Genomic DNA, 19,940 nt, shown 5'->3' on the forward strand with positions numbered 1-19,940 from the left:
TGAACGGCGGGGGCGGCGCTTGTGGCACCGGCCCCCGCCGTCATCAGCCGTGACGGGTGTCAGGCCTGCTCGGCGTCCGCGGCCGGAGCCTCGGCAGCGGCCTCGGCCGGCTTCTCGGCGTCGGCGGCCTTCTCGGTCTCGGCGGCCTTCTTGTCGCCCTCGAGCAGGTCGCGCTCCCACTCGGCGAGCGGCTCGCCGGCGGCCTTCTCGCCCGGCTTCGAGTCACCGGTGGCGGCACCGGAGCGGGCGATGAGGCCCTCGGCGACGGCGTCGGCGATCACGCGGGTGAGCAGGGTGACGGAGCGGATCGCGTCGTCGTTGCCCGGAATCTTGTAGTCGACCTCGTCGGGGTCGCAGTTGGTGTCGAGGATCGCGACGACCGGGATGTGGAGCTTGCGCGCCTCACCGACGGCGATGTGCTCCTTCTTGGTGTCGACGATCCAGACGGCGCTCGGCACCTTCTGCATCTCGCGGATACCACCGAGGGTCTTCTCCAGCTTGGCCTTCTCGCGGGAGAGGACCAGGAGCTCCTTCTTGGTGAGGCCGGAGGCGGCCACGTCCTCGAAGTCGATGAGCTCGAGCTCCTTCAGACGCTGAAGGCGCTTGTAGACGGTGGAGAAGTTGGTGAGCATGCCGCCGAGCCAACGCTGGTTGACGTACGGCATGCCGACGCGCGTCGCCTGCTCGGCGATGGCCTCCTGGGCCTGCTTCTTGGTACCGACGAACATGATGGAGCCGCCGTGCGCGACGGTCTCCTTGACGAACTCGTAGGCGCGGTCGATGTACGACAGCGACTGGAGCAGGTCGATGATGTAGATGCCGTTGCGCTCGGTGAAGATGAAGCGCTTCATCTTCGGGTTCCAACGACGGGTCTGGTGACCGAAGTGGACGCCGCTCTCCAGCAGCTCCCGCATCGTGACGACGGCCATGGCCGTACTCCTTGAGGTGCTCGGTTGTCGCGACCGCAGGATTGCTGTCGCGCCTGACGCCCCGACGCGCCGTGCCACAAGGGACCGAGGAGCGCGGCCACCGTCCGCTGAGAGGGAGGTGGCGGGGCGTGCGAAGTCGACCCGGTGACCCGGATCGCCATAGGAAGTGTACGGGACGGGTCGGGTGCCGGGTGACGGCGCTGTCCACAACGGGCCGGTTGTCCACAGATCCGGTTCATGATCCCCGGGATTCCGGGCCGGTGCGGGACGGTTCTGCCATGCGATGCACACCTGATCCGGCCGCTTCTCTTCCCGCTGTTTTCCTTCCCGCTGTTTTCCTTCCCGGGCGCGGGCAGCGGCGCGGAGGGCGCCGGGACGCGGTCGCTGCCGGGCGCAGTGCAGGCTTCGGCACGGCCGCAGCCGTCGCGGCCGTCGCGGTGGTGGTGCTCCTCGCCGCGCTGTACGGCGCGCCGGGCGCGGCGGCCGAGGGGCCCGCGCCCCCGCTCCCTGCGCCGGCGCCCGCCTCCTCACCCCTGCCCGCTCCTGCGCCGGCGCCCCGGCCGGACGGTGCCCGGCTCTGGCCACTGGCGGGGCTGCCTGCGGTCGTACGGGGGTGGGAGCCGCCGGGCAGCGCGTACGGGCGGGGCCACCGAGGGGTGGATCTGGCCGCGGAGCGGGGCGCGGTGGTGCTCGCCGCGGCCTCGGGCCGGGTCTCGTTCGCAGGGCGTGTGGCGGGGCGCGGGGTGATGTCGATCGAAGTCGCCGGAACCGGCGATCCGCCGTTGCGGACCACGTACGAGCCGGTGCTGGCACTGGTCACGAAGGACGACGAGGTGGAAGCGGGCCAACCCGTGGCAGTCCTGGAAGCGGGGCCCTTCCACTGCGCATCGGGCTGTCTGCACTGGGGGCTACGACGCGGTGACACGTATCTGGACCCGCTGTCGCTGCTGCCTGGGGAACTGCTGCGCCGGGGACCGTCCCGGCTGCTGCCGGTGTTCGGTGTACCGGAGCCCCGGTCCTCGGCCGCGGGAGCCGGGGACGGACTCGCCGCCCCCGGCGTGCTGCTCGTCGTGGCCGCCGCGCGGCGACGACGTCAGTCCGGTGCGCCCTGTACGCCGCGCAGGACCATGGCGACCGTGGTGTCTGCGATCACGGCAGGCTCCTCCGCCACACCGAGCTCGAGACGCCGCACCGCAGCGTCGACCGAGCCCTGCAGCAGCATCGCCGCCAGCCGCGGCTGTTCGTGGCCGAGGTCGCCGAGAGCTTCGACGATCATGGCGATCAGCCCGCCGTGCGCGGCCCGGATCTTCTCGCGTGCACCCGCGTCCAGCTCGCTCGCCGAGATCGCCACGACCGCCCGGTGGCGGCGGTCCGCGACGAGATCGAGCTGCCGTCGCACATAGGCCTCGATCTTCGCCTCGGGTGTGGTGGCCTGCTCCATCGCGTTCTCGACCTCGGCCGCCCAGACGGGGAAGTCGACGGCGCACAGCTCTTCGACGACGGCTGCGCGGGAGCGGAAGTACTCGTAGACGGAGGACCGGGCGAGGCCAGTGCGTTCGGCGAGAGCGGGGAAGGTCAGCGCCTCCGTACCGCCCTCGGACAGCAGGGAACGAGCGGCGTCCAGGAGGGCGCCGCGCTGCATGGTCCTGTGCTCGGCCACCGAGGCCGCTCGAATCCTGGGCACCCGTCCACTGTACGGCGACCGGTCCTGGAGCGGGAGCGCGCTGCCCCGATCGGTGGCCGAAGTCGCCCTTGCCGGGGCGGGCCGCCGGCCGGCTCAGCGGCCGGCATCGGCCAGCTTCGCGCGCAGCTGGAGCACCGATTTGGTGTGGATCTGGCTGACCCGGCTCTCGGTGACCCCGAGCACATTGCCGATCTCGGCGAGAGTGAGGCCCTCGTAGTAGTAGAGCGTGACGACCGTCTTCTCGCGCTCCGGAAGGGTGTTGATCGCCCGCGCGAGCAGCCGTCTGAGCTCGCGGTCCTCGGCGACCTCCACCGGATTGTCGGCGGCGGTGTCCTCCAGCGTGTCCATCAGGCTGAGACGGTCGCCGCCCTCGCCGCCGACATGCAGCAACTCCTCCAGCGCGACCACGTTCGCCAGCGACAACTGGCTGAAAACCGCGTGCAGTTCCTCCAGCGCGATCCCCATCTCCGCGGCGACCTCCGGCTCCGATGGGGTGCGCCGCAGCTTCGCCTCCAGCGTCGCGTAGGCGCGTTCCACGGCTCGTGCCTTCTGACGCACCGAGCGTGGAATCCAGTCCAGCGCCCGGAGTTCGTCGATCATCGCGCCACGGATGCGGGTGATCGCGTACGTCTCGAACTTGATCGCGCGCTCGATGTCGTACTTCTCGATCGCGTCGATCAGTCCGAACACCCCTGAGGAGACGAAGTCCGCCTGCTCGACGTTGGAAGGCAGGCCCACACTCACCCGGCCTGCGACGTACTTGACCAACGGCGAGTAGTGCAGGATCAGCTGCTCACGCAGTCGCCCGTCACCCGTCGACTTGTACGAACGCCACAACTCGTCGAGCGAGGAGGGGGCAGGGGGCCGCACAGTGCCACGCGCAGCCGGTGGTGCTGCCGCACGGTCAGACCCGGAGGTGTGCTGGGGCATGTCGTGCCTTGAGCCGTTCTGCTGTGAAGTACTGGGGACGTGTGCCTGAACCGGTTTCCTTGCGAGCGTAGCGTGACTGGGCCGTCGCTTTCCGCGCAGGGCGGTCGATCGGCGCTGTGCTGTCCCGGCCGATCGAACACGACTGCGGTCCGGGGCCGTCGCCGCGTGCGCCGGCCCCGGAGGCGTCGCTGAAGGATCCGCCGAGGTCATCGGCATCACCTTTTCACCCGAATGCTCCAGGTCAAGTACCGCCTCGCCGCGCGTCGTCATTGCATCTTGCTCTCGACGTCAATCGCCATCCGTCGCCATCGCGTTCGACGAACCCCAGTGAGAGCAGTTCGTACAACTTGCCGAGCGCTTCGTCGGTGCTGGTTCCCGCGGAGCGGGCGGCATCGCGCCCGCTGACGGCGCCGCGGTACGGCAGCGCGTCGAGAACCCTGGCGGAGACCGCTTCGAGCTGGTCCCTGGGGTACACAGGACCGCGTCTGGCCGGAGCGAGTTCTCCGATCCCACCCACCAGTTCGACGACCTCCGAGGCGTCCGTCACCAGGACGCCCTCTTCACGGAGGAGTTCATGGACCCCTGACGACAACCCACTGGTGGCGGGGCCCGGCACGCCCATGACGAAGCGGCCGAGCCGCTGTGCGTCGCGTGCGGTGACCAGCGAGCCGCTGCGGTACTGGGCCTCAACCACGACCGTGCCGCGTGTCAACGCGGCGATGACTCGGTTCCGGAGAACGAATCTGCTGCGGGTCGGATGTTCGGACGGAGGCAATTCACCGATGACGAGTCCCTGTTCGGCCATGCGTCCGATCAGTTCGGCATGTCCGCGGGGGTAGGCGACGTCCACCCCGCAGGCCAGGACCGCCATCGTCGCCCCGTCGACGGCGAGCGCCCCACGATGCGCAGCGCCGTCCACCCCGAACGCGGCGCCCGAAACGACCACCCACCCCAGCTCGGCAAGGTCCGCGCCCAGACTCGCCGCCATGTGGGAGCCGTACGGGGTGCAGGCGCGGGCACCGACCACGGCGACCGAACGCAGCGCCCAGAGGCGCAGATCGCGAGGCCCGCGCACCCAGAGACCGGTCGGCCTGGCGTCCGCCAGGTCGTCGAGCTGACTCGGCCATTCCCGGTCACCCGGGCACACGAACCGCCCGCCGAGCTCGGCGACCGTGGCAAGGTCCCGCTCGGGCTCCACGCCCTCGGCCCGCAACCGGTAGCCGTCGAGGCGTCTCGGAGTCATGCCGCGCAACCGCTCCGCGGCTCCGTCCCTGGAAGTGATCCGGCGTAGCAGTTCGACGGCGCCGCACTCGTGCAACCAGCGGCCACCGCGCTCGTCCCCCGGTTCCAGGATGCGGGTCAGCGCGGCTCTCGCCAGCCTCTCCCCCTCACGCGCCGCCGTACCCGGCCCCGCGCCAGGATCCGGGGCCCGCCCCGGAGGACACCCCGCCTCCGGCCCCGTGCCGCCGCCCGTACCCCGCTCGATCTCCGCCCCTGGCTCCGGCACCGGTACCGGCGGGTGCCCCGGTCCCCGTACCTGCCCGGGATCTGCCTGCGGAGTCATGACACCCCGGCCTTCGTCAGGCCGCCGCGCGGGATACCGGTGCGCAGTTCCAGCGCCACGGCGATGTCGGAGGCGTCGGGGCGGTCCGCGCCGCGCAGGTCGGCGACCGTCCACGCCACTCTGAGCACCCGGTCCAGGCCCCGCGCGGTGAGCAGGCCCCGCTCCATGTCCCGTTCGGCCTCCGCGAGCGCCCCCGGGGCCGGGACCAGCCGGGTACGCAGCTCGTGTCCGGGCACCTCGCTGTTGGTGCTCCACGCGGTGCCCGCCAGCCGCTCCGCGGCCCGCGCCCTGGCCTCCCTGACCCGGGCGGCGACGACGGCCGTCGGCTCTCCCCTGCCGCCCTGCCCCATCAGGTCCTTGCGCCGGACCGGGTCGACGGCCACCCGCAGATCCACCCGGTCGAGCAGGGGCCCGGAGAGCCTCGACTGATAGCGCCGGACCGTCGACGGCGCACATTCGCAGCCGGCGCCGGTGAGGGAGTACCGACCGCACGGGCAGGGATTGGCGGCCAGCACCATCAGGAATCTGGCGGGCAGCCGCACCACCCCGGCGCTGCGGGCCACCACCACATGTCCCGATTCCAGCGGCTGGCGCAACGCGTCCAGCACCCGCATGGAGAATTCCGGTGCCTCGTCCAGAAAGAGAATCCCCCGGTGGGCCAGGGAGACGGCACCGGGCCTCGGCAGCCCGTTGCCGCCGCCGACCAGTGACTGCATCGTCGCCGAGTGGTGCGGCGCGCAGTACGGCGCGCGGGTGATCAGTGGTTCCCCCGGTGGGAGGACGCCCGCCACCGAGTGCACCGCGGTGACTTCCAGGGACTCCTTCCTGGTCAGCGTCGGCAGGATCGCCGGAAGCCGCTCCGCCAGCATGGTCTTGCCGGCGCCCGGAGGTCCAGTGAGCAGCAGATGGTGGCAGCCCGCCGCCGCGACCTCCAGCGCCTTGCGGGGCCGCTCCTGGCCCGCCACGTCCATCAGATCCGACGGGTTGCCACCGCCCTGCCCGGGCCGGGCGAGCCCGGTGCCGATACCCGTGCCGGGCATCACCAGCCCGGACGGCATCGCGTCGGGGCGCCTCTCGTCGTGAGCCTCCGGCTCGTCCGGCACCGGCTCGTCGCAGAGCACCGCGATCAGCTGCCGCAGGCTCCGCACCCCGAGAACCGAGACCCCGGGCACCAGCGCGGCCTCTCCCGCGGTCTCCTCGGGCACGACGACCTGGCGGCACCCGGCCTCGGCCGCGGCGAGCACGGCCGGCAGCACGCCGCGCACCGGCCGCACCCTGCCGTCCAGCCCGAGTTCGCCGATCATCACCACATCGGCGATGGCGGCCGGGTCGATACGCTCGGCCGCGCCCAGCACCGCACAGGCGACCGCCACATCGAATCCGGAGCCGCCCTTCGGTACGGAGGCCGGTGACAGACCCACCGTGAGCTTCTTCTGTGGCCACTCGGCCCCGGAATTCACGACCGCGGCCCTCACCCGGTCCCGGCTCTCGGTCAGACTCTTGTCCGGCAGCCCCACCAGGGTGAACGCGGCCACCCCAGCCTCCAGGTCGGCCTGGACCTCCACGACCACGCCCTCGACGCCGACGAGCGCAACCGAACACGCGCGTGCGAACCCCATCAGGCCACCCCCCGCGCGTGCTCGGCGAGAGGTGCCCCGCGCCGGGGCAGCACCACTCCCACCAGGTCGATCCTGACCCCACCGGGCGGCGGCCCGCCGTGCCGGTCGAGCCAGATCCCGGCCAGCCGCCGCAGCCGCTCCGCCTTGGCGGGGGTGACGGCCGCCATCGGATGCTCGAAGGCGCTTGTCCTGCGGGTCTTCACCTCGCAGATCACGAGTGCGTCGCCGTCCATGGCGACGATGTCGATCTCACCGGCGCGACAGCGCCAGTTCCGTACCAGTACGGACATGCCGGCGTCGGTCAGCAGCCGTGCCGCCAGATCCTCGCCGTACCGCCCGAGTGCCCCCCGTGCGTTCATATCGGCACCACCTCCGGCACCGACTCTGCCGCGTCGGGTCCGGACTGGTGGATCTTGGTGGACAAGCTCGGAATTGTGGATAACCCGGCCACCCCAACGGGGGAATCACTCCCCCGGCGGAACGTCCTCAGCCACCCGGGAGTTCGAGATCGGTCTTGTTGAGCTCCTCGATGTTGACGTCCTTGAACGTCAGTACCCGTACCTGTTTGACGAACCGTGCGGGCCGGTACATGTCCCAGACCCAGGCGTCCGCCATCGATACCTCGAAGAACACCTCGCCCTGGACCGAGTGCACCTGCATCTCGTAGTCATTGGTGAGGTAGAAGCGCCGTTCGGTCTCGATCACGTATTTGAACAGACCGACGACGTCTCGGTACTCCCGGTAGAGCTTCAGCTCCATCTCGGTCTCGTACTTTTCGAGGTCCTCGGCGCTCATTGGCATGTTCCCCTTCAGCCGTGCGTGCCCCCATTGTGCGCCAGGCTTCGGTCCCCTGGGCACTCAAGCGATTTCGGGGTCCAGAAGCAGTGGCGTGCGAGGCGGGCCCTCGTCGAGCAGCGTGCGCAGCAACTCGGCGAGCCTGGTCGGGTACACCGTCTCACGTGCCGCCGACAGTTCGGCGGAGGTCCACCACCTCATACCCATGACACTTCGCTGCTCCAGCGCGGTCAGCCCCCTGGTGTCGGTGACGGTCTGCGTCGTACGCGCCAGGAAGTACCACTCGTCCTGGTTCCAGCGGCGCCCGTCGAACGGGAACGAGCACATCCGCTGCCAGAGGAGCGGTCCCAGTTCCACGTCGGTGATCCCGGTCTCCTCGGCGAGCTCGCGCAGGGCGGCCTGTTCCCGGGTCTCGTCGCCCTCCAGGCCGCCACCGGGGGTGAACCACCAGGTGCTCCCCGGGTCCTCCGGTTCGTACCCGTGCAGGAGGAGAATGCGGTCGTCGGGGTCCAGGAGCACCAGGCGGGCGACCTTCCGCTGCTCAGTGCCCACCGGTGGACACCTTTTCCCGCCTGTTCGGTGCCGAACGCCTGAACCGGGCCGCGATCGGCCCGTATGCCGTACCACCGAGGATGAGGATCAGTCCCGCCACCACGGCCCCGAGCTGGAGGCGCAGCGGCCCGGGCGAGGACACCCCGCCGGGGAGGGAGGCGAAGGTCTGCGGCCGCCCGATCATGCCGCTCAGCGGCCAGGCGATGGCGTCCACCCGGGCCTGCACCGCGCTGCGGGGTACGGAACCGTGCCCCGGGTCGTCCAGATGGATCCGGGAGTCCAGCGAGGCGGTGCGGTCGTCCCCGAGCAGGAAGAGCTGCCCCTGGGGCACATCGGCGGTGAAGTCGTTCCCCGAGGCAAGGCCCTTGGTCTGCAGATACGGTTCCTCAAGAGGTGTGCCGTTGAGGGTGAGCCGGCCCTTGTCGCAGCAGACGATCTTGTCGCCGCCGATGCCGACCACCCGCTTCACCATCGGCATGTCGCCCCACCCGGAGTCGGTGAAGACCACCACGTCACCCCGGCGCACCTCGCTGCCGTCGATCCGCTGTGCGAGCACTCGGTCACCGGCGTGCACCGTCGGTGTCATGGACTCGGTCGGCACGGTGTAGGGCTTGTAGACCACGGCCCCCCAGGCGAAGCCGCCGAGGAAGAGCACACAGCCCACGGCCACGGCCAGCCCCGACAGCATGCTGCCGAGCCGACCGTGGCCGTTGCCCGTACGTCCTGTTCCGCTCATCCCAGCGTCCCCCACCTCGGAGATCGACAATCGCTGATCCGAGTCGGCACCCTACCCGGCGGTACGTCCGCTGGTCAGCCTCCTGCGGCGCCAGAACACGAGCGGCAGCGCACCGGCTACGCCCAGTGCTCCGGGGGCCAGGGTCATCGCTGTGTTGACCATCGACTGGTCGTTGATCCCCGCCTGGTCGAAGGTCTTCGGGACCGGCAGGGTCGCCCAGCGGTTGACGGGCCAGGCCACCACGATGGCCCGGCCGACGACCTCGTCGTTGGAGACCGTGCCGCCACCCGGCAGTTCCTGGTGGTAACGGGAGTCGAGGGAGTTCTGGCGGTGGTCACCCATCACCCAGATCCGGCCCTCGGGCACCTTGATCGGACCGAACGGCTCGTCGTTGCAGGGAGTGTTTCCCGGGAAGATGTACGACTGGTCGTCCAGGGCCTTGCCATTGACCGTGACCGGGCCGTTCTTCTTGCACTCCACCGTGTCGCCGCCGATCGCGATGACCCGCTTGATCAGGTCCTTCTCCTCGACGGAGGGCATCAGCCCGATGAAGCTGAGGAACTTCTGCACGACGTTCGGATTCGGTGTCTGGGTGGTCTCGAGCCAACCGCCCGGGTCATGGAAGACCACGACCTCGCCCCGCTTGGGCTCCGCGCCGAACCAAGGAGTCAGCTTGTCCACCAGCACCCGGTCACCCCGCTGGAGGGTGTCCTGCATCGAGTCCGAGGGGATCGAGAACGCCTGGACGAGGAATGTCTTGATGAGCAGCGCGAGGACCAGGGCGATACCGATGAGGAGGGGCAGCTCCTTCCAGAAGGAGCGCGGCTTCTTGTCGGACGTGCCGCCGGTGCCGGAGGAGTCGTCATCCCCCTCCGCCCGGTCCGCCGCCCCGGCGGACTCCACGGCCTCCGGTTGGTCCGGCCGGTCCTCGGGTTCCTCGTGTCCGGATCGTGCGCCGACCGCCAAATCCCCCACATCCACTCCTTATTCCGTGCGTCCGCCTGCGCCCGAGCCGGTGCAGGCCCACCACTCCCATAACGAGCGGGAGTTCCGCAGGGGTCGGGAGAGGGATCGTTCTGTTGGGATCCTGGTACGACACACTATTCGACCGGCCCGACGCAGCAGGCGACCCGGCGCGCGCGTCAGAAATCGAGTCGAATGTTGCCGGTATCTCCAGTTTGCCCCAGTGGCCGAAGGGCCAGGCGATCACCACAGCGCGCCCCACGACCTCATCCTCGGAAACCGTGCCGTGTTCGGGCTCGTCCAGGTGGTAGCGCGAATCCGCCGAATTGGACCGATGGTCGCCCATCACGAAGATGCGGCCCGCCGGAACCTTTACCTCGAATTTGACGAGGGAGGGCGGATTACCGGGATACAGATAGGGCTCGTCGAGCGGCTCGCCATTGACCGTGATCCGGCCGTCCTTGTCGCAGCACTTCACCGTGTCGCCGCCCACTCCGATCACCCGTTTGATCAGATCCTGTTCGTCGTCGGACGGCAGCAGTCCGATGAAGGTCAGCACCTCCTTCACCTGCTTGACGACGACGGGCGACTCCTTCGTGCCGGTGTTCTCCTGCTGCAGCCAGCCGCCCGGATCCTTGAAGACGACGACTTCGCCGCGCTGCGGCCTGGATCCGAACCAGGGCGTCAGCTTGTCCACGAGCACCCGGTCGCCGATCCGGATGGTCTGCTCCATCGACCCCGACGGGATCACGAAGGCCTGCACCAGAAAGGTCTTGAGCACGAGCGCGATCACCAGTGCCACGGTGAGGAGAAGCGGAATCTCCCGGATCGCCGACCTGCGCCGCCGCCGCTTCACCTTGCGGGCCAGCTTGCGCCGTTCCGCCCTGGTCGGCAGTGAGCGGCCGGCCGGTCGGCCGCCGCTCGTCGGCGGTATCCCGGAGTCGCCCTGCCGCCGACCGCGGCTACCCACCGGACCCGCCCGTCGCCCGTGCGCCGGCGACGGCCGCGCCGTCCGGCAGCGAGCCCATCCTGCCCCACGGCAGGCCGATCCAGTCGACCCTGCCGATCACCTTGTCGACCGGAACCATGCCACCGCCCGGTTCTCCCAGGTGGTCACGCGAATCGCGGGAGTTGCCGCGATGGTCGCCCATCATCCACAGCGTGCCCTGGGGGACGATGACGTCGAAGCGCACCTCGGACGGGGCGTCTCCCGGGTACAGATAGCCCTCGTCGACCGCCGTGCCGTTCACCTCGATCCTTCCGCGCCTGTCGCAGCAGACGACCCGGTCGCCCCCTACCCCCACCACCCGCTTCACGTAGTCGGTCTGGGCAGGCTCTGCGAGTCCGACCGACGCTGCCGCCTTGTGCAGCAACCCGGTGACGGGGTTCTCCTCGGGGGCTTCCTGTACGAACGATCCGGTGCCGTCGAAGACCACCACATCGCCGCGCTGCGGTGCGGAGCCGAAGTCGTACGCGAGTTTGTTGACCAGCACCCGGTCCCCCACACGCAGCGTGGGCTCCATCGATCCGCTGGGGATCAGGAAGGGCTGCACCACGAAGGCGCCGAGGAGCAGTACGAAGACCGAGCAGATGGCCCCGGCCACGGCGGTGCGCCGCCACGACATCGAGGCGGTCAGCCGGTCCGGGATACGCGAGAAGCGCGACCCCTCCTGCGACCCGGTCGGGGGTGCGCAGGAGCGATCGCGCTCCGAGGGCTTGGCTTCCGTGTCCATCGGGGCCAGAGCTTAACCGGCTGTCCTGTGGACGCGGGAGTGAGCTCAGTGGTCGCGCTTCTCCTTGATCTTCGCGGCCTTGCCGCGCAGCTCACGGAGGTAGTACAGCTTGGCGCGACGGACGTCACCGCGGGTGACGAGCTCGATCTTCTCGAAGATCGGGCTGTGCACCGGGAAGGTGCGCTCGACGCCGACGCTGAAGGAGACCTTGCGGACCGTGAAGGTCTCGCTGACGCCCGCACCCTGGCGACGGATGACTACGCCCTTGAACTGCTGGATACGGGAGCGGTTGCCCTCGATCACGCGGACGTGGACGTTGACGGTGTCACCGGCGCGGAACGCCGGGACGTCGGTGCGCAGCGATGCGGCGTTGACGCCATCGAGCAGGGAAGACATGGTGTCTGCTTTCTTCGCCGATGCCACAGGTCATCGACGGGAGGTAGTGAGGATCTGGAAGCGCTGATCGCGTCGGACGGGCGTCGGGACCTTCCCCATGTGCATGGGGCCGGTCACTTCCCCCTGTGGCAGGGGCGCACGCCGGACGTACAGCAGCGGCCTATTCTTCCACGGCTTCCGGTCTGCGCCAAAATCGGCCACCGGGCTCCGGCGACCAGCCGAGTATGGAGAGGATCTCGCGGTCCTTCTTGTCGAAGCCGCTCGCCTCGCAGCGCTCGATGAGATCGGGCCGGTTGAGCGCGGTACGACGGAACGCCTCGTCCCGCCTCCACCGTGCGATCTTCCCGTGGTGACCGCTGAGCAGGACCTCCGGGATGCCTCGGCCGCGCCACTGGGGCGGCTTGGTGTAGACGGGTCCTTCCAGCAGGTCGGCCATCGCGCCGGGGGCGAAGGAGTCGTCCCGGTGCGATTCGGCGTTGCCGAGCACGCCGGGCAGCAACCGGGCCACCGCCTCCGTGATCACCAGTACCGCCGCTTCCCCTCCGGCCAGCACATAGTCGCCGATGGACACCTCGACAACCGGCATGCGGGTCGCGTACTCGTCCATCACCCGTCGGTCGATGCCCTCGTAACGGGCCGGTGTGAAGATCAGCCAGGGCCGCTCGGAGAGCTCCACGGCGAGTTCCTGGGTGAACGGGCGGCCGCTGGGGGTGGGGACCACGAGCACCGGGGAGTGCGCTCCGGCCTCGTACCCGCCCGCCAGCGCGTCGTCCAGGGCCTCGCCCCACGGCTCGGTCTTCATGACCATGCCGGGGCCGCCCCCGTACGGCGTGTCGTCGACCGTGTTGTGCCGGTCGTACGTCCAGTCCCGCAGGTCGTGCACGTGCACATCGAGGCGACCGCGTGCGCGGGCCTTGCCGACGAGGGAGACGTTCAGCGGTTCCAGGTACTCGGGGAAGATCGTGACGATGTCGAGGCGCATCAGGCGTCCTTCCCCGGCCCGGGCGTCTCGTCCCCGTCTTCTCCTGCGTCGTTCTCCGCGTCGCGCGAGGAGGCGATCACCGCCTGGGTCTCGTCGATCAGGCCGGGCGGCGGGGCGATCACCGCGCGCTGCTCCTCCAGATCGATCTCGGTGACGATCTCCTCGACGAACGGGATCATCACCTCGCTGCCGTCGGGCCGCTCGACGATGAAGAGGTCCTGGGAGGGCAGGTGGGAGATCTCGGTGATCCGGCCGATCTCGGTGCCGTCGGTGAGGACCACATCGAGGTCCATGAGCTGGTGGTCGTAGAACTCGTCGGGTTCCTCGGGGAGTTCCGCCGGGTCGACCTCGGCGATCAGGAGCGTGTTGCGCAGGGCCTCGGCGGCCGTACGGTCGCGTACTCCCTCGAAGCGCAGGAGCAGCCGCCCGCTGTGCACCCGGCCGGTCTCGATCGTCAGCGGTCCGGCGCCGGCCGGTTCGGTGGCGAGCACGGCCCCGGGCGCGAGCCGCAGCTCCGGCTCGTCCGTCCGCACCTCGACGGTGACCTCGCCCTTGACCCCATGGGCACGGCCGATCCGCGCGACTACCAACTGCACCTTGTGTCTCTCCTGTCATACGACGACGGGCCGGGGTGGGCGCTTGGCCCTCCCCGGCCCGTGCCGGTGTTCAACTCTGTCAGCGAACCTGATCCACATCGACGAGGTCGACACGGATACCGCGGCCGCCGATGGCGCCCACGACGGTACGCAGTGCGCGTGCGGTGCGGCCGTTGCGACCGATCACCTTACCGAGGTCGTCGGGGTGCACCCGGACCTCCAGCACGCGACCACGGCGCAGGTTGCGCGAGGCGACCTGCACATCGTCGGGGTTGTCGACGATGCCCTTCACGAGGTGCTCGAGAGCCTCCTCGAGCATGCTCAGGCCTCGGTCGACTCGGCCGACGCAGCTGCGTCAGCAGCCTCGTCCGCCTTCTTGTCGGACTTCTTCGCCTTCTGCGTGATGGCCTCGCCCTTGGCCTCCGTGGCGTCGCCCAGAGACTCGAACAGGGCGCGCTTGTCGGCCTTCGGCTCCGGCTGCAGCAGCGGCGCGGGGGCCGGGAGACCCTTGTGGGCCTGCCAGTCACCGGTGAGCTTCAGGATCGCGAGAACCGGCTCGGTCGGCTGGGCGCCGACGGACAGCCAGTACTGCGCACGCTCCGAGTTGACCTCGATGCGCGAGGGGTTCTGCACCGGGTGGTACAGGCCGATCTCCTCGATGGCCCGGCCGTCACGGCGGGTGCGGGAGTCGGCGACGACGATGCGGTAGTGAGGCGAACGGATCTTGCCCAGACGCTTCAGCTTGATCTTGACTGCCACGGAAGTGGTGTCTCCTGGTCTCTGCGTGGTTGGGCACAACGAAGATGCCACGTGGGGTTGCGGTACTCGGGTGCCCGATGGACGCGTCAGCCGGAGGAGAGAGGGGTCCTGTGCGACTGTCGAGTACAGCTAGCCATTGTGCCACACCCCATCGGGTCACCCCACCGCGACCGCGGCTTCCGGGATACGGAACGGCTTTCCGCAGCCACCGCAGACGATCGGCGCCTGCGCCAGGACCGAGGGGACGACGCGCACATTGCGTCCGCAGTCGCAGACGGCCTTGACGCGGACCCCTCCGCCGGAGGAGCCGTGCCGGGCGGCCGGGCCACGGAAGGAGCGCTTGGTGTCGGCGGCGGTGGCGACCGTGTGCGCCTTGAGGGCGCGCTGGAGCCGCTCGATCGTCGGCCGGTACCGGCGCTTCGCCTCGGGGTTGAGCGTGACCAGCGAGAAGCCACTGCTGGGATGGGGCTCCTCGGCGTGGTCGAGACCCAGCTCCTCGGCGATCGCAAGGAATCGACGGTTGTGGTAGCGGCCCGCGCGCGAGGTGTCACGGACACCTCTCGCGGCGGCGATGCCATGGACTGCCTCGTGGAGCAGTCGTTCGAAGGAGAGTTCCGCGCCACAGGCGGACGAGGACTCTCCGATCAGGGACTCTGGTGCGGCCAGATCCGGCAGCTCGGGGTGGTACCGCTGAATGTCGGCCCACGCCTGCGCCAGTTCTGCGGCAAGTACAGGTGGTGTCGTGCTCACGTCGTGAGAACGAGCGCAAGGGCCCCGGTGTTCCGATTCCGGGCCATCCCAAATAATTTGCACGTACCAGTCAGTTGCCATTCATACATCCTGACGAGGGCGGCTACGCCGATCTGTGGAGAAGTCTCACAGCTCGCACCAAGGTGGTGCGTAGACGCTCATACGTCCAGCTACGTAGTCGGCGGCCACGGGCGGCCCCGCGTCAGTAGGCGCGGGCCACCAGGGCGACAGTACCGGGGGTGTCGTCCGCCTCCGGAACCGACCCGTCCTCGGCAACCAGGCACCGCACGGACACGCCGTGCTCCGCGAGCCGGGCCTCCCCCGCCGGCCCGAGGGCCGACCAGCGGATACGTGCCCAGCCGCCCGCGGCCGCCGCTTCCACGGCCTCCGCCTCGGAGGAGACCTCGCGGGTGGACGACTCGCGCCGGCTCCGGGACTGGCGCAGCAGAGTCGCCTGGTCCTCCTCCAGGACCGCCGGGAGCAGGGCGGGCAGGGCCTCGATGGCCACCGGCTCCTTCCCGCCGGGGATCCGCCTGGCCAGCATCGCGGTGCCGTTCTCCAGATCGCGGGGCCCGACCTCGATCCGTACCGGCACTCCCTTCAGCTCCCAGTCGACCACGCGCCGGCCGAACGGGGTGGCGGTGCGGTCGTCGACCTCGGCCCGGATCCCCGCGGCCTGCAGCCGCTGCCCGATGGACCGGACCTCGGCGAGCACCGCTTCGTCCTCCTTGACCGCGAGGACGACCACCTGGACCGGCGCCAGCCGCGGCGGCACCCGCAGCCCGTGGTCGTCGCCGTGCACCATGATCAGGCCGCCGACCATACGGGTCGAGGAGCCCCACGAGGTCTGGTGAACCAACTCCTCCCGGCCCTCCCGGGACAGGTAGCGGGTGTGGAAGGCGCGGGCGAAGTTGGTGCCCAGCTCATGGCTGGTGCCCATCTGCAGGGCCTTGCCGTCGCCCGTCATCGCTTCGAGGGTGAGGGTGTTGACCGCGCCCGCGAACCGCTCGGCCGGGGTCTTGCGCCCCAGGACCACATCGATGCCCAGGACCTCGGCCATGAAGTCCGCGTAGACGTCACGGTGGATGTACGCGGCGTAGTCCCGGGCCTCCTCGGCTGTGGCGTGGGCGGTGTGCCCCTCCTGCCAGAGGAACTCCGTCGTACGGAGAAAGACCCGCGGACGCATCTCCCAACGCACGACGTTCGCCCACTGGTTGATCAACAGCGGCAGATCCCGGTAGCTCTGCACCCACTTCGAGAAATACTCGTTGATGATCGTTTCGGAGGTCGGCCGCACCACCACGGGCTCTTCGAGCTCCTTCCCGCCCCCGTGGGTCACGACCGCGAGCTCCGGCGCGAAGCCCTCGACGTGCTGGGCTTCGCGTGTCAGGTAAGACTGGGGGATGAAGAGCGGGAAGTAGGCGTTCCGGGCGCCGGCCTGTTTGATCCGGGCATCCATCTCCTGCTGCATCCGCTCCCACAGGCCGTACCCGTACGGCCTGATGACCATGGTGCCGCGCACCGGACCGTTGTCCGCGAGTTCGGCCTTGTTGATCAGATCCTGGTACCAGCGGGGAAAGTCCTCGGCCTGGGGCGTGAGAACGGGTGCCTTTGCCATGGCGCGCATCGTACGGCGACACCGCCCGCCACGCGGGGCGACGGGCCCTGCCTCCCCGGACGGTCCGCACAGACGCAGCACCGGAGCAGACGAGTACGGTCGTCCGACCCTGGGAAACGGGCTCGGACGACGCGGATTCACGGGTCGCTGAGACAGCGGCCCCTGGGAGCAGCGGCTCCTGGGAACACACGGGGGGAGCGGGCGCACACACCGGGGGCGCTCGGGCACGACCGATCGGACACGACTCGACCTCTCGGCGGATTGGAGCGCTTCCATGACCCCTACGCTCGTCCGGCACCACAGCTGCGCGGACCCGGCCACCTCGGTGGAATCCGGTGACCGCGCCCGGGACTGGGCCGAGATCCAGGAGCGCATGCTCGCACCTCTGTACGAAGCGGTCTACGAACGGCTCGAAGTGGGGACGGGCACCAGACTGCTCTCCCTCGGCTGCGGCTCCGGCCTCGCGCTGCTGATAGCGGCCGCGCGCGGCGCGCAGGTCACCGGCGTCGACACCGACCCCGAGCGGCTGGCACTCGCGCGCAACCTGCTGCTGCCCGATTCGGGGAGCGGCACCGGGCCCGCTGCCGGACGTCCGCGGGTCCTCGAAGGTGATCCGCCGTCGGCCGCTCCGGCCGACGGGACCCCGTACAACCTGATCACCGCGTTCACTCCGATCGGCTGCTCGCCCGGCGACGGGGAGAGGCTGGTGGACACGCTGCGGTCCGCGGTACCGCTGGCCGCTCGGGGCAGCACGGTCGTCCTGACCGGCTGGGGGCCGCCGGAGCGGTGCGCGGCGACGCCGGTGCTGCGGGTGGCGGGCCGGCTGGGTGGCGGGGCCCCGCGGCGCAGGGGTGGCTGGCGTCCGTCGGGCCGGGACGATCTGGAAGAGGTCGCGTTCCGGGCCGGCCTGAATCCGGACGGCTCCGGCCGGGTGGCGTGCCCGTTCGGGTACGCGGACCTGGACAGTGCGGTGCGGGGGCTGCTGTCGACGCGGTTCTTCGACACGGTGGTACGGGCGACGGACCGGGAGCGATTGGCGAAGGTGGTCGCCAAGGCCCTGCATCCGCACCGGCGCCGGGACGGCACGGTCTGGTTGCCGAACGTCTTCCGCTATCTCGTGTGCACCACGTGAGCCCGGCGCCACCGGCATCGGGTCGCTCGCCCGAGGAGGAACGGCGAGCGAAGACAGCAGCGACGGCGGGGGCAGCCCTGCGCCCCCCGCCCGCACATCCCTCGATGTCCGCCATATCCGCTCTTGCCAATATCCAGGATCCTGTTTATTGTCTGGATGGTGAACGACTTCGATGCCCGCTTCCTCACTCGGAACGGTCTCGCAGCCCAGCAGCTCGCCGTCCTGCTGCTCAACCATGAGCCGGACACCCGTCTGCCCCGCGTGCGCGACTTCGCCGAGGAACTGGGCTGTGGGAACGGAACGGTGCAGGCGGCCCTCCAACTGCTGGAGGACTCCGGGGCGATCGAGACGACCGCGCGGGGCCACCTCGGCACCTTCCTGGTGCGCTCGGACCGCGGCGTGCTGTGGCGCCTCTCGGGGCTCGGCACCCTGCTCGCCGCGATGCCGCTGCCGTACTCACGCAGGTACGAGGGTCTGGCGACCGGCCTGCGCACCGCCTTCGAGCAGGCGGGTGCTCCGTTCGCGATCACGTTCATGCGGGGCGCCGGGGCGCGTACGGCCGCCCTGCTGGAGGGCAAGGTCGACCTCGTCGTGCTGTCCCGCTTCGCGGCCGACCAGCTGATCGCCGAGCACCCGGTGGAGCTGGTCGCCGATCTCGGCCCCGCCACCTATGTGGGCGCGCACGGCATGCTGGTGCGGCACGGCGTCGACCTGGACTCCCCCGGACTGCGGGTGGCCGTCGACCACGCGTCCGAGGATCTGCGGATGCTCGTGGAGCGGACCTTCGCGGGCCGGGACGACATCGAGTGGCTGGAGGTCTCGTACATGCAGCTGCGCGACCTCTTCGCCCGCGACGAGGTGGACGCCACGGTCTGGAACCTGGACGAGGTGCAGGACCGGATCGGGCCCGGCATCGATGTGCTCCCGCTCGGCGACGAGGTCACCCGGGAGCTGTCGCTGCGCAACTCCAGCGCCGCCGTCATCGGCCGGACCCAGGGAGCGAAGGCCCTCGCCGCGGTGCGGGACTCGCTCGACCTGTCCCTGGTGACCCAGCTGCAGAGCGAAGTACTGCGGGGCGCACGCGTGCCCTCGTACTGACCCCCGATCTCCGACGGGGCCCCCGTCGGGCAGCTAGAAAATACAGAATCCTGGCTACTGGAGATATGAGGAGGATCGTCATGGACGACCAGCTCGCACTGCGGATCCAGCTCTTCCGCGAAGGCGGTCAGGTCCGGCCCGAGGTGGCCGACTTCGTCGCCGCCGAGCTGACCGCCCTCGAAGCCGACGGCCGCACCGTCACCGAAGCGACCGCGGGCATGCTGACGAGCCATCTGATGATGGCGCTCACCCGGCTCCTCGACGGCGAACCGATCGAACAGTTCCTCACCGACGAGGAGGTCGCCGCCGAACTGGCCGGCCACCCCGACGCCGTCGCACGCGCCCGCGCCGTATCCGCGCGGGCCGAACGGGAACTGGGCGCCGCGCTCCCCGAGTCCGAGGTCAACTTCCTCGGCATGCACCTGGCCGTACTGGCCTAGTGCCGTGGCAGGCAATGTTCGCCCGCGAAGGAGCGGCGTCCGGTGCGTGCTCTCGGTGTGCCGGCCGGAAGTCCTCGTACTGGACGTACGTGGGCTGTCGGCCGGGGCAGCGAGAGTGCGTGCCGGGCGTCGCGACGGGGCGAACGTTGCCTGCCACGGCACTGGCAGCCGCCGGCCACGGCCACCCCCTGACCGTCCGTCAGCCGTACGGACACACCCCGGGGGGACAGCACGACGCGCAGAGGCGCACAGCACCACGCACAGAGAAGAGACAGCAATGACGAAGATCCTCACCGGTGGAGTCGGCAAGGTCGAGGTCACGCAGGCCATCGGCAAGCTCGGGATCGACTCCCTCGACGTCGTGACCTCCAGCGACATGGACGCCGCGATGAAGCTCCGCGTCGGCCAGGCCGACTTCTACCTCGGTACGTGCCACACCGGCGCCGGCGCCTCCCTCGGCGTCCTCGTCGGACTCATGGGCGGCGCCGCCTGCCACACCTTCGGCCGCAGCGTGCCCACCGAGGAGGAGATCACCGCTCTGATCGCGGAGGGCAAGAAGGTCTTCGGCTTCTCGATGGACCAGATCGACGCCATCGCCCCTCTCATGGCGCGCGCCATCGCCGCCCGCGGCTGACCGGCCACCTCCCCCTCTCCCGGGCACGTA

23 protein-coding genes and 1 pseudogene are annotated in these 19,940 nt (G+C 70.1%); 5 read left to right on the forward strand and 19 right to left on the reverse strand.

Annotated features, from left to right (window positions below):
• Positions 1–59: 59 nt before the first annotated feature.
• On the reverse strand, positions 60–929 hold the full coding sequence (rpsB, locus tag AB0L71_RS21315; protein WP_365245132.1) for a 30S ribosomal protein S2: 870 nt from the start codon (positions 927–929) through the stop codon (positions 60–62).
• A 437-nt stretch (positions 930–1,366) separates the two neighbouring features.
• Between rpsB and AB0L71_RS21320 the strand changes: the two are divergent.
• A pseudogene (locus AB0L71_RS21320) lies at positions 1,367–1,942 on the forward strand (M23 family metallopeptidase); the annotation flags it as partial.
• 80 nt (positions 1,943–2,022) lie between these two features.
• On the opposite strand, the gene AB0L71_RS21325 reads toward AB0L71_RS21320, so the two are convergent.
• The 18 genes from AB0L71_RS21325 to proS all read right to left on the reverse strand — a co-directional run bounded on the left by AB0L71_RS21325 (position 2,023) and on the right by proS (position 16,606).
• Positions 2,023–2,589, reverse strand: coding sequence for a helix-turn-helix domain-containing protein (locus tag AB0L71_RS21325; protein WP_365245335.1), 567 nt, complete (start codon positions 2,587–2,589; stop codon positions 2,023–2,025).
• Between the two features lie 117 nt (positions 2,590–2,706).
• On the reverse strand, positions 2,707–3,543 hold the full coding sequence (gene whiG, locus AB0L71_RS21330; protein WP_365245135.1) for an RNA polymerase sigma factor WhiG: 837 nt from the start codon (positions 3,541–3,543) through the stop codon (positions 2,707–2,709).
• A 241-nt stretch (positions 3,544–3,784) separates the two neighbouring features.
• Complete coding sequence (dprA, locus tag AB0L71_RS21335; RefSeq protein ID WP_365245338.1) at positions 3,785–4,921, reverse strand: DNA-processing protein DprA; 1,137 nt, start codon at positions 4,919–4,921, stop codon at positions 3,785–3,787.
• Positions 4,922–5,103: 182 nt separating this feature from the next.
• Positions 5,104–6,726: a YifB family Mg chelatase-like AAA ATPase gene (locus AB0L71_RS21340; protein WP_365245138.1), complete on the reverse strand. Its 1,623-nt coding sequence runs from the start codon at positions 6,724–6,726 to the stop codon at positions 5,104–5,106.
• Positions 6,726–7,085, reverse strand: a complete 360-nt coding sequence (locus AB0L71_RS21345; RefSeq protein ID WP_365245141.1) for a YraN family protein — start codon at positions 7,083–7,085, stop codon at positions 6,726–6,728. The genes AB0L71_RS21340 and AB0L71_RS21345 overlap by 1 nt, the downstream gene beginning before the upstream one ends.
• A gap of 127 nt (positions 7,086–7,212) precedes the next feature.
• The gene (locus AB0L71_RS21350) at positions 7,213–7,521 is read right to left on the reverse strand and encodes a DUF2469 domain-containing protein (RefSeq protein ID WP_008745401.1); all 309 of its coding nucleotides are present in this window, start codon (positions 7,519–7,521) and stop codon (positions 7,213–7,215) included.
• Positions 7,522–7,584: 63 nt separating this feature from the next.
• Positions 7,585–8,073 carry an NUDIX hydrolase gene (locus AB0L71_RS21355; protein WP_365245144.1) on the reverse strand — a complete coding sequence of 163 codons (489 nt, stop codon included), beginning with the start codon at positions 8,071–8,073 and terminating at the stop codon, positions 7,585–7,587.
• A complete protein-coding gene (gene lepB / locus AB0L71_RS21360; protein WP_365245147.1) occupies positions 8,063–8,809 on the reverse strand; it encodes a signal peptidase I in 747 nt (248 codons plus the stop codon). The genes AB0L71_RS21355 and lepB (AB0L71_RS21360) overlap by 11 nt, the downstream gene beginning before the upstream one ends.
• A 51-nt stretch (positions 8,810–8,860) precedes the next feature.
• Positions 8,861–9,775: a signal peptidase I gene (gene lepB, locus AB0L71_RS21365; RefSeq protein ID WP_365245341.1), complete on the reverse strand. Its 915-nt coding sequence runs from the start codon at positions 9,773–9,775 to the stop codon at positions 8,861–8,863.
• The gene (lepB, locus tag AB0L71_RS21370) at positions 9,672–10,742 is read right to left on the reverse strand and encodes a signal peptidase I (RefSeq protein ID WP_365245150.1); all 1,071 of its coding nucleotides are present in this window, start codon (positions 10,740–10,742) and stop codon (positions 9,672–9,674) included. The genes lepB (AB0L71_RS21365) and lepB (AB0L71_RS21370) overlap by 104 nt, the downstream gene beginning before the upstream one ends.
• Entirely contained in the window at positions 10,735–11,505 is a 771-nt protein-coding gene (gene lepB / locus AB0L71_RS21375; protein ID WP_365245153.1) for a signal peptidase I, read from the reverse strand. Before lepB (AB0L71_RS21375) ends, lepB (AB0L71_RS21370) begins: the two co-directional genes overlap by 8 nt.
• Before the next feature lie 45 nt (positions 11,506–11,550).
• Entirely contained in the window at positions 11,551–11,901 is a 351-nt protein-coding gene (rplS, locus tag AB0L71_RS21380) for a 50S ribosomal protein L19 (protein ID WP_365245156.1), read from the reverse strand.
• 160 nt (positions 11,902–12,061) lie between these two features.
• Entirely contained in the window at positions 12,062–12,883 is an 822-nt protein-coding gene (trmD, locus tag AB0L71_RS21385; protein ID WP_365245159.1) for a tRNA (guanosine(37)-N1)-methyltransferase TrmD, read from the reverse strand.
• Positions 12,883–13,479: a ribosome maturation factor RimM gene (gene rimM / locus AB0L71_RS21390; RefSeq protein WP_365245162.1), complete on the reverse strand. Its 597-nt coding sequence runs from the start codon at positions 13,477–13,479 to the stop codon at positions 12,883–12,885. The genes trmD and rimM overlap by 1 nt, the downstream gene beginning before the upstream one ends.
• Positions 13,480–13,558: 79 nt before the next feature.
• Entirely contained in the window at positions 13,559–13,798 is a 240-nt protein-coding gene (locus AB0L71_RS21395) for an RNA-binding protein (RefSeq protein ID WP_005311361.1), read from the reverse strand.
• 2 nt (positions 13,799–13,800) lie between these two features.
• Positions 13,801–14,238 (reverse strand): 30S ribosomal protein S16, encoded by a 438-nt coding sequence (gene rpsP, locus AB0L71_RS21400; protein WP_365245165.1) that lies wholly within the window; start codon positions 14,236–14,238, stop codon positions 13,801–13,803.
• Between the two features lie 156 nt (positions 14,239–14,394).
• Entirely contained in the window at positions 14,395–14,988 is a 594-nt protein-coding gene (locus AB0L71_RS21405) for a hypothetical protein (RefSeq protein WP_030928573.1), read from the reverse strand.
• 202 nt (positions 14,989–15,190) lie between these two features.
• Positions 15,191–16,606, reverse strand: a complete 1,416-nt coding sequence (gene proS / locus AB0L71_RS21410; protein ID WP_365245170.1) for a proline--tRNA ligase — start codon at positions 16,604–16,606, stop codon at positions 15,191–15,193.
• 274 nt (positions 16,607–16,880) lie between these two features.
• On the opposite strand from proS, the gene AB0L71_RS21415 reads away from it, so the two are divergent.
• The 4 genes from AB0L71_RS21415 to AB0L71_RS21430 all read left to right on the forward strand — a co-directional run bounded on the left by AB0L71_RS21415 (position 16,881) and on the right by AB0L71_RS21430 (position 19,910).
• Complete coding sequence (locus tag AB0L71_RS21415) at positions 16,881–17,738, forward strand: methyltransferase domain-containing protein (RefSeq protein ID WP_365245173.1); 858 nt, start codon at positions 16,881–16,883, stop codon at positions 17,736–17,738.
• 159 nt (positions 17,739–17,897) lie between these two features.
• Entirely contained in the window at positions 17,898–18,836 is a 939-nt protein-coding gene (gene yhfZ, locus AB0L71_RS21420) for a GntR family transcriptional regulator YhfZ (RefSeq protein ID WP_365245176.1), read from the forward strand.
• A gap of 80 nt (positions 18,837–18,916) precedes the next feature.
• Positions 18,917–19,276, forward strand: a complete 360-nt coding sequence (locus AB0L71_RS21425) for a PRD domain-containing protein (RefSeq protein WP_365245179.1) — start codon at positions 18,917–18,919, stop codon at positions 19,274–19,276.
• Positions 19,277–19,553: 277 nt separating this feature from the next.
• Positions 19,554–19,910 (forward strand): DUF2620 domain-containing protein, encoded by a 357-nt coding sequence (locus tag AB0L71_RS21430; RefSeq protein ID WP_365245182.1) that lies wholly within the window; start codon positions 19,554–19,556, stop codon positions 19,908–19,910.
• Positions 19,911–19,940: the final 30 nt, after the last annotated feature.

Origin of the sequence: Streptomyces sp. NPDC052052 (genome assembly GCF_040680455.1) — a bacterium.
Classification (GTDB): Bacteria; Actinomycetota; Actinomycetes; order Streptomycetales; family Streptomycetaceae; genus Streptomyces.